Here is a 9595-nt window from a genome sequence, read left to right as displayed (position 1 = left end):
GTTATTAATGCAATAAGAAACAAAATTGTCCTTAGGATATTTGCATGTGTAAGAAATGAAAAAAAGTACGAAAAAAATTTTCAGTACAATGTAAATTGAACATAGAAATCCGATAGCGTGACCTGAACGCCATGCAAGTTGTTATGGATTTTGCAAAAAAAAAGTTGGCGGAAGGGGCCCGCATACCAAGTATTAACCCAGATTACAAACTAGAAAGGCATAAACGAGTTAAGAATTTGTAAGTCAAGTAGTTCGGATTTAAAATCCTCCTATTGATTAATTTGGGATTAGAGAAAATGGTCGTTTCTTCTTGGTTGACTTATTCAGTATACCCAAAAAAACAAGCATTCGGTAAAATGCATTATTTGGATTTAAAGAAAAAATAATGTTGAATGTTGAAATAATACGCAGGGTAAAACCGGGCATACGATGTACCTACTATGGGGAAACCACATGATAAATCTAAACGGGTATTGGAGTGGATAATAAATTGGACGGAAGGTCGGGCTTCCAATAAGGTATGACCATTGAAGCGAGTAGTATTAAGAATTGAAACAAGTTCATTTTCTTTCCAAATAGAACCGGAGCCATAGGTTTTACCCAAAAGTTCTAAATAAACATTTAAGTTCGTTTGCTTGTAGGATCTATAAACCCTTGGAAACACCAGGTAACCCAAGGCAAGATTATAGGATAGTGCCTTTCCGTACCGAATGGTAATGTGTTCAAAGGCCTCGTTATAGCTGGCGGGCAGAGTAAAAGCCGTATTCAAGGAAATGGCAAATCTGTTTTTTAAATAGGTAGAGGTAATTCCAAGGTTTAGTCCTCCATTATCTCCCATTCCTATATTGGGTTCTGCTTCATCATGTGGTTCTGTTCCTCCTGCAAATTCCAGTATGGCAGTCATTCTCCAATGTTCATGGTCAGCATCCAAACTCAAGAATCGGTAACGAATTGCCAATTGGAAATTATCAAAACCATAGGGGTACTTTTTGCCTTTAATTACGCCATAGGTATAGTATTTTCCTGTGGAATCAGTCAAAATTGTGCCCGCAGGAAGGGTTTTTCCGTGGTGATTTGAAAAGCTAAAACTTTGGGAAATCATCCATTTGGAAGAAAGTCCAAACATAAACCGATACACCTGAGAACTTCGAAATTGACTATATTCCTTAAAAAACTCATTGCACACCCGAACACCTAAAACACCTTTGGGAATATTGCTGGCCGGATCCACATGAGTAAATAACTCCTGAGCGTTTGAAAAGAGAGTCTGGGAAAGCAACCAAATAATTACTCCAAAAATCCTTTTCATAATAAATGTATAAAGTAAAGTCGAAGATCTTCCTTTGGACATAGCGGGACCAGTTTCAGCTTTTCCGCCTTCCACTCTTTGGCAGGAAGAAATTTTTTACCTACCAATTGTATTAACTTCCTATTCTTCGGTTGGGAAGCGGATTGTTCTAGTATCTGAAAAGATCCGGAAGCAAGTTTAAAACAACTCCCCTCCAATGGAATGAGATTAAAATCTAACTCTACCTTTAAAAACCGTACAGCAAAGCCTGCATCATAAACAGCCTGAGCCACCTGATCCAAATCAATTTCCATTCCCGGTTTAAAGTAAACTTTTCCTTCTGCTTTAACCAACTCCATTTCAACCTTGTCAACAAACTTTAGCTTTTTCAAACTCATTTCAACACTTCGGGAGCATTGAGAACAGGTTAAACCATTAACACCGATATAAGCGGATCCCATCTGGGCAATTCCATTTTTGTACAGAACGCTAAGCTGAAGAAGAAGAATTAGCAGAAAGAAGTTTCCTTTTTTCATGGCTTGTTTGTCCGGGTGCTAATTTGCAATTAATCCTATCCAATCTAAACACCCTTTTACTGGTAATTTAATTAAGATTACCTAAGGCAACGAAAATAATGAAGCGTTTATTTTAAAGGTGGCGGGAATGGAGGTATAGAACCACAAGGATAAAGAATCTTAAATTACCATCCCGGACTAGTATGTAAAACAAATCGAATTGGTAAGGTATAAATCACCCTTACCTTTTTATCATCCTGAATTCCCGGGGTCCATCGTTCCAACAAGGTAATAACCCGCATTGCTTCCTTATCCAACAGTTCGTTTCCGGAGCTCTTTTTTATTTTAATATCTACTACATACCCTTCTGTATCTACAATAAAACTCACGTAACTGGTACCTGTAATTCCCTTATTTCTAGCCTTTCTTGGGTATTTGATATTAGAAGAAATCAGATTTAAAATGGCCTGGTCTCCACCCGGATAAACAGGAGGTATTTCACATTTTTCAACTGCAAGGTTATGGGCAGAGCTGCTATCCACCTGGGATTGTGCTTGTAAACTAAAGGAAATAAACGTCAGGTAAAAGAATAGGATGTAAAAGAAACGAATCATTGGAAGTAATTTTCAGACACAACTAAGATAAATAAAAAAGCCCGAATATTTACTAAAATACTCGGGCTTGGTGACCCCGGCACGAATCGAACGTGCGACCGACTGCTTAGAAGGCAGTTGCTCTATCCCCTGAGCTACGGGGCCAAAGGTTGGCCAATTCACAAACTAAGCACCTTAAAACAAAAAAGGGAACCTAAGTTCCCTTTTCTCATTCGGTCGGGGTGGCAGGATTCGAACCTGCGACCTCCTGGTCCCAAACCAGACGCGATACCGGGCTACGCTACACCCCGAATGGTGTTTGAGTTTGTTTTGCCTTCGTTTTGATTGAAAGCGGGTGCAAAAGTAATAAAATTATACTCTGTTACACATCGATTCAAATATTTTTGAAAATATTTCTTCTATTTTCCCTGTGGTTGCCAATTCAAACCTTTACCAAAGGCAGAAATAAGCGAAAATATGGAAGCTTCCTATTGGATCAAAAATTTCAGATGATACGTTATTCCGGTGAATTATTTCAACAAAAAAGGGCTAGCTGAAGCTGCCCTTTTACAAAACGTATTAGTTTTTGCGGTGAGAGAGGGATTCGAACCCTCGGTACAGTTACCCGTACGACAGTTTAGCAAACTGTTCCTTTCGGCCACTCAGGCATCTCACCAACGAGGGCGCAAAATTAAAACAATTTCTTTTCCTTGTCACAATTTTGAAAAAAAAGCCATTTTAATTTCCCGGAACACTTCTAAACATGGATTTATCTAATGCAAACTGGTTTAAAATGCCGGTATTAGCAGCAGTATTACGCAAAAGAATAATATTAAAATCATCAACAAAAACCGGAATCCATTCCGGATCATCAATGCGTCTAATTAAGAAAGGTTGACCAAACTCCGTGTTATCGTGTCTGTAAAAGTAGATACAATTGAAATCATACTTTTTCAAGGCTTTTTTCCAGTCAGCCTCGTTTTTCATGCAAGGATTATAAGTGTTTTCGAAAAAATCGCTACTGTAGGCCTCTGGTCTGTTATCCGTAAATACTCGCTCGCGTGGAAAATGGTGGTAAATCAAGTAACTTCCAATGTCATAATTATTAAATATCGGTCCTTTAATTCCGGACTTATTAAAAAACTCGCCTGCCTGATTACTTCCCTTAATTAATCCCAACCCATTGTTCCAATCCAGATAGGAAAAAGCATAGGACTTGGTGCCTAAACCTACCAAGCCCAAAAACACGGTTAGCACCAAGCTGAAAACGCCAATAGACTTCTTTTGAGCCAACAATAAACTTTCAAACCATTTGGAAAGTACGGATGCCATTGCTATACCGCATAAGATTCCCATTAAGGTTATTCCTCGAATAGCTAATAACCCATATGCCACTCCAACCAATCCCAATAGCAGTTCAGGTAAAATTGCCTTCCACTGGTTCTTGCGAATAACCCATAACAGTCCAGCAAAATATGCCAAACCCAAAACCTCCACATGCAAATACCTCATCCATCCTGTCCGATTCTGCATAAAGAAAACCGACTGATTCTCCGAAACCATGTATCCGTACTCCTGAAAAATAGCAAATGGAGACCACGCGCCTTTCAATAAATTGGGATTAATCAAACAAGCCACGGCCTGCACCATAAGAACTATCAGGTATAACCTAAGCTGCTTTTTATCACCAAGCCATTCTTTAATCAAATGGAAAAAGGTAAGCATTGGTGCCAAAAAGAAAAAGATATGGGTATTTACCCAAATTAATTGCAATACAAATGCAAACAGAATCAACTGTTTCGGCTTTTCCTTCCACTTGTTCATCACCACAAACCACAGCATAAAAAACAAATAGCTAAATCCTTCCGGTCTAATTTCCTTCCTAAAAATTAAGAATGGCATCAAAACCATACACAATCCAAGACTTAACTTCCAATTCAATTTAGATAAAAAATCCTCCATTAATAGAAACATCGCTGCCAACATGGTTCCTAAATAAAACACATGAAGGCCTGTAAATCCGGTAAACTTTTGAGCAAGAAAAAAGAGGTAGCCACCAAGCCAATGGTGATTAACAAATGGATAATCGGGAAGGGTGTAACTGTAGAAATTCGTTGAGAGTAAGGAAGGAAAATCAAAAACTAATTCTCCATTTTTTATATGACGACCTAAGTCTGATGCAGGAAAATTTAATTGCTTGGCAATACCAATAATAAACAGAAATAAAAACACTCCAAGTGCAATCCATCTTTCGGAGGCGGCAGAAGCGGAATTCGTTCCATTTTTTTTACTCATGAAGTGAAGCTTTTCACTATTGGGCCCATTCACTTGGGTTTTCACGCCATTGTTTTAGGGCAGCTAAATCCTTTTCCAAAATAAGATTGGAATCCAAAGCAGTTTTAATCATTTGATCGTAGTCACACAAAGTAACCAAACTGCATTTATTCTTTTTAAAAGCCTCTGTGGCTATTGGAAAGCCATAGGTAAAAATTGCTACCATGCCTTTTACATCGGCACCGGCATTTCGAATAGCATCCACAGCCTTCAAACTGCTGCCACCGGTTGAAATTAAATCTTCCACAACTACCACCGATTGTCCTTTCTCCAGCCTACCCTCAATTAAATTGGATAATCCATGATCTTTCGGAGCAGAACGAACATATACGAAAGGCAAACCTAACTCCTCAGCAACAAGAGCACCTTGAGCTATTGCACCGGTAGCTACCCCGGCAATTACATCAGGCTTTCCAAATTTATCAACTATAGACTTAGCAAGCATTTGACGAATATAGGTGCGGATATTGGGATAGGACAGAGTTACCCGATTATCGCAATAAATTGGGGATTTCCATCCCGATGCCCAGGTAAAAGGTGAATTCGGTTGTAGTTTAACGGCTTGAGCCTGCAATAGGAATTGTGCTACTTTAGCGGCGGTATCTCGGTTAGAATTACTCATGGACTGCAAACCTAATTTAAATTTCTTCAAGTGAAAATTTATGTGAACAATATCCCTATCCAAACCAATGCAAATCTGGATAGTTTTAACAATACAAATGTACTTGAATGGGTAAAATCTATCGAAGAAGGTGGAATTTCAACCCCTGTATTTACAAAAATGGATTACTCAAAAGTTATTGACATTATTCTGGAAGAATCCAAATTAATAGAAGCTGCCGGAGGAATTGTATTTAATCCCCACCGGGAATTCTTATTAATGTTTAGAAGAGGGTTTTGGGATTTACCCAAAGGCAAAATTGATAAAGGCGAAAAACCTGAACAGGCTGCCCTTAGGGAAGTATGGGAAGAATGCGGTTTAACTGATTTAAAAATTAACCGTGCGATAGCTCCAAGCTACCATACCTATTGGATGAAAGGAAAAAGAATTCTGAAATTATCACATTGGTTTGAAATGAAAATCCCGGATTTTCAAATTCCTACCTTGCAAACGGAGGAAGATATAGAAGACGCTGTTTGGATACCGATTTCCGGATTTCAGCCCTATAGACCTATCTCCTACCCTTCCATTGTGGATGTAGTAGATTCATTTAATTCTTAATTCAACATCCATTGCAAACAACTGGGATGTTTAACTGAAATCGGATTTCCAACCTGTTTTAGCCCTCCACCCTGCATATCTCGCTTGAATACTACCAAGGTATTGGATTGTTGATTAGCCACAATTAACCAATTACCGCTTGGGTCAATGGTAAAATTTCGGGGCACTTCGCCTTGGGTTGATTGATGACCTAGCAGATTTAATAATCCATTGTTTTCATTTATTTCAAAGATAGCTAAGGAATTTTCTATACGGTTTGATACATAAACAAACCTACCATCCGGTGAAAGGTGGATATCAGCACCGCTGTATTGCTTGAGAGGAATTTGATAGGATGAAATGCGCTGCAAGGGCTTAAATTTGTTACTTCGATCCCATTCCAAAACCTGAACCATTCCGGAGAGTTCCTCCACCACATACATCCAATTTCCATTGGGATGAAATGCCATATGCCTTGGACCGCCACCCGGATTTACCGAAATAGTTAAATCGGACCTTTCCCTTAAAACCTCCTGCTGCTGTTCTTGAAATTCAAAGACACGAATTAAATCAGAACCTAAGTCAGGAATAAAAACCAGACCACTCGCTTCATGAAAATAAGCAGAATGGGGATGAGCCTTTTCTTGTCTTTCAGCAACTACACTTTTGCCTTGTAAATCAATTCTTTGCACTAGCTTATTCAAAGTAAAATCCTTATTCAAATCCATAACAGAAACTGAACCTTCCGAATAATTACACACCACCAACTTGGATTTTATGGTTGTAACAAACACCGGATTTTCACCTCCACTTCCAATTTTATTTAATAATGAAAGGGAAAAGTTCTCCGAGTGGTAGTTAAATACAGAAACAGATCCGGGTTGAGGCAATTTTGTTTCAGTACATGCATAAATTAGTCTGGCCTTTGAATCCACACATAAAAAACTTGGATTAACCAAATCCAATCCAAAACCAAGCTTTTTTAATTCACCCGATTGAGGTTGAAAGGAAAATAAAAAAATTCCTGTATCCGGCTTGGCGTCGGTATAATTACCTACAACTAAGGTTTGACTCTGAACCCCGGTAGTGAAGGCTAACAAAATAGAAAAAAGAAGGAGGTGGCTACATTTCATGATAAAAAGTTGACAAGTATACACTTCAAATTCATTTAGGAAACAACTTAGTTAGGTTTCCAAATAAAAGTTGGAGGTTGCGTCCGGGTAGGGATAGCAGTGGAAAGCCCACAGGAGACCGACGGCGCTAGCCTAGGGCGACGAGGACTTGCAACGAATAGCCCGACCATGAGCCTAGCCAAAATTTGTATGAAACGTTCCTTATTTGCGAATGGGACCCGCCCCAAAAATCACCCATAAATTCTACCCCAAAATAGCATTGGAGTAAATAAAACCTCACTAGAAACCTGGAATAACCGGGAAAATCGGAAAATTTTGGACAAAAAAAAGCCGGCTAAAAAACCGGCTTTTAAATAATTTGCTAGGCTTATTGTCCGCTGTAGGCGCTTTTTAAGCGATTATCAACGATATTGGCTTTCTCTTTTAAAGCTTCATACGGCTCAAACTGAGAACGTTGTGAATACATTTGTTTCAATTGTGTGGCATTGGCAACGAAATCTTTGGTAGCCGGCGCTTCTTCAATCTTAGTAACATAACTAACCCAAACTCCTTGCGAACTCACCACCGGCTTAGTAAAACCAGCCTTAGACGTACTGGTAATAACGCCAACAAGTTCAGGCTCACGTCCAAGATTTGGAGAAATTTGGAACGAGCTAAATACAAGCGCACGAACTGAATCGATAGGTGATTGAATTTTACCGGCAAGTGCAGTAATATCAGAAACACCTTTCAGGGCTCCTTCCAACTCTTTCACAAATCCTTCCGCTTTTTTATCCTTTCTTACATTCATGGTAATGTCTTCCTTCACTTGTTCCATTGGCTTGAAGCCTTTAGGAGTTACTTCTTTCACCTTGGCAATTACGAAACGTTTGCCCAATTCAAATACTTTGGAAACTTCTCCTTTCTCATGGTTGTAAGCCCAACCAATAATTTCTCTGGCGTTTTCTACACCGGGAATATTAGTTTGATTTTCACGCAAATCACTCTCTCTTGGAACTAAATTGGCAGCCTTTACAGAAGCATCAAATTGAGCTTCATTGCTAGATTTGGCAGCAAACTCATCCGCTTTAGCAAAGGTGGCTTGATACGTTTTATTGCTTGGCTCAATTTTCTTAGAAATGATACCGATGTTGCGCTTCAAGGTTTCTTTACCACGACCGGTAATTTCAATTAAATGCACACCAAATTGGGTAACAACAACCGGCATATCGCCCACTTTACCATTAAAACAAGCATCGTTAAATGGTTTAACCATGGTACCTTTTTTGAACCAACCTAGGTCTCCACCTTTAATAGCCGAGCCCGGATCTTTAGAGATAGAAGAGGCAAGACTTTCAAAACTAGCTCCTGATTGAATCATTTTCTTCAAACTATCTGCTTGACTTTTAACTTTTTCAAGTGATTGACCATTTTCAACTTTTAATAGAATGTGGCGTGCTTTTACAGAATCCGCATCGTTTTTAATAGCAATAACTTTAGCAAGTTTCAATGTTTCATTGTCGGAAACGGGTCCGGCAATGGCACCAACAGGAGCGCTTAACAGGCTATCGAAACCGGGTAAAAATGCTCCGGCACCAAGTAAATTCTCTTGGTATTTATTGTCAGAATAGAAATTGATCAGGGAAGTATCGTTATCGGTTGTTTTAAACTCTTCCTTGATTTTGGCAATTTCTTCGTAGGCTTTGTTTAAGTCTTCGGTGCTTGGACGTATATCAAATACCACGTATTCAATTTTACGATTTTCTTCTTTTTGTTTGTATTTATATTTATTGTCCTCGTAATATTTATTCAATTCTTCATCCGTAACAGTAATGGTAGAATCTACCACCGCACTGTATCTTTTACCTACAACTAAGGCATCGAACTTTTTGTTTTTAGCCAAATAGTCTGCTTTGGCTTGTTTGCTGTTAACAAAAATACCTTTTCCAATTAGGGTGTTGTATTTGCGAACACGTTTGTCGGTTTTTAATCCTTCTTCGAATTTAATCCATTGGTCGCGCATGCTTCCGGTTTCATCCTCATCCATACGTTTAAGGTAAGTAGCAACCCTAGTTGGATCAAATTTACCGGTTTGAGGATCAGTAAAACTGGAAACCACAGTAGGATCAGGATTTTCGCCTTGAACCATGTCATACAATTCTTCCGAAGAAACGGTAACGCCAAGTTCGTCCATTTCCTGTCCAAGAACGATATCACGGATGGATTGTTCCCAAACCTGGTTACGAATCATTTCCTGTGTGTTTTCGTCCAAGTTTTTTTGTTGAGTATTCATTTTATAATTCTCAACCATTTGGTTCACTTTACCTTCATACTCTCTTCCATCAATTTCCTGACCATCGATTTCACCAATCATGAGGCGACCTCTGCTAAGGAATGAATTACGGTTATCAAATAAATCGCTTACTACGAAAAGCACCAACGCTCCTCCAATAGTGATAAGCAATAAAGTGGATTTTTCCCTGATTTTACTAATTAAAGCCATTTTTCACAATACAATTTCGGGCGGCGAAGATACATTTTTTGTTCTAAGA

The 9595-nt window shown here is 38.8% G+C and carries 8 protein-coding genes and 3 tRNA genes; 1 reads left to right on the top strand and 10 read right to left on the bottom strand.

Going from position 1 to position 9595, the window contains the following annotated elements; genetic code table 11:
* Window positions 1–361: 361 nt before the first annotated feature.
* The 8 genes from K1X82_06275 to pyrE all read right to left on the bottom strand — a co-directional run bounded on the left by K1X82_06275 (window position 362) and on the right by pyrE (window position 5352).
* Entirely contained in the window at window positions 362–1309 is a 948-nt protein-coding gene (locus K1X82_06275) for a hypothetical protein (GenBank protein MBX7181697.1), read from the bottom strand.
* On the bottom strand, window positions 1306–1824 hold the full coding sequence (locus tag K1X82_06270) for a cation transporter (GenBank protein ID MBX7181696.1): 519 nt from the start codon (window positions 1822–1824) through the stop codon (window positions 1306–1308). The genes K1X82_06275 and K1X82_06270 overlap by 4 nt, the downstream gene beginning before the upstream one ends.
* 164 nt (window positions 1825–1988) lie before the next feature.
* Window positions 1989–2417: an energy transducer TonB gene (locus K1X82_06265; GenBank protein ID MBX7181695.1), complete on the bottom strand. Its 429-nt coding sequence runs from the start codon at window positions 2415–2417 to the stop codon at window positions 1989–1991.
* A 68-nt stretch (window positions 2418–2485) separates the two neighbouring features.
* Window positions 2486–2561, bottom strand: a tRNA-Arg gene (locus tag K1X82_06260).
* A 72-nt stretch (window positions 2562–2633) separates the two neighbouring features.
* A tRNA-Pro gene (locus tag K1X82_06255) sits at window positions 2634–2707 on the bottom strand.
* Window positions 2708–2985: 278 nt separating this feature from the next.
* A tRNA-Ser gene (locus K1X82_06250) sits at window positions 2986–3072 on the bottom strand.
* 62 nt (window positions 3073–3134) lie between these two features.
* On the bottom strand, window positions 3135–4691 hold the full coding sequence (locus K1X82_06245; protein MBX7181694.1) for a hypothetical protein: 1557 nt from the start codon (window positions 4689–4691) through the stop codon (window positions 3135–3137).
* Window positions 4692–4707: 16 nt separating this feature from the next.
* Window positions 4708–5352 (bottom strand): orotate phosphoribosyltransferase, encoded by a 645-nt coding sequence (gene pyrE / locus K1X82_06240; GenBank protein MBX7181693.1) that lies wholly within the window; start codon window positions 5350–5352, stop codon window positions 4708–4710.
* Window positions 5353–5382: 30 nt separating this feature from the next.
* On the opposite strand from pyrE, the gene K1X82_06235 reads away from it, so the two are divergent.
* Window positions 5383–5952, top strand: coding sequence for an NUDIX domain-containing protein (locus K1X82_06235; GenBank protein MBX7181692.1), 570 nt, complete (start codon window positions 5383–5385; stop codon window positions 5950–5952).
* On the opposite strand, the gene K1X82_06230 is transcribed toward K1X82_06235, so the two are convergent.
* Together K1X82_06230 and K1X82_06225 are read right to left on the bottom strand one after the other, a co-directional pair.
* Window positions 5949–7064 (bottom strand): lactonase family protein, encoded by a 1116-nt coding sequence (locus K1X82_06230; protein ID MBX7181691.1) that lies wholly within the window; start codon window positions 7062–7064, stop codon window positions 5949–5951. The genes K1X82_06235 and K1X82_06230 overlap by 4 nt on opposite strands.
* Window positions 7065–7431: 367 nt before the next feature.
* On the bottom strand, window positions 7432–9546 hold the full coding sequence (locus K1X82_06225; protein MBX7181690.1) for a SurA N-terminal domain-containing protein: 2115 nt from the start codon (window positions 9544–9546) through the stop codon (window positions 7432–7434).
* Window positions 9547–9595 lie beyond the last annotated feature (49 nt).

Source organism: Bacteroidia bacterium (assembly GCA_019695265.1).
Lineage (GTDB): Bacteria > Bacteroidota > Bacteroidia > JAIBAJ01 > JAIBAJ01 > JAIBAJ01.
Note: the sequence above shows the minus strand (reverse complement) of the source record. Positions and strands in the feature narration are given on the sequence as shown.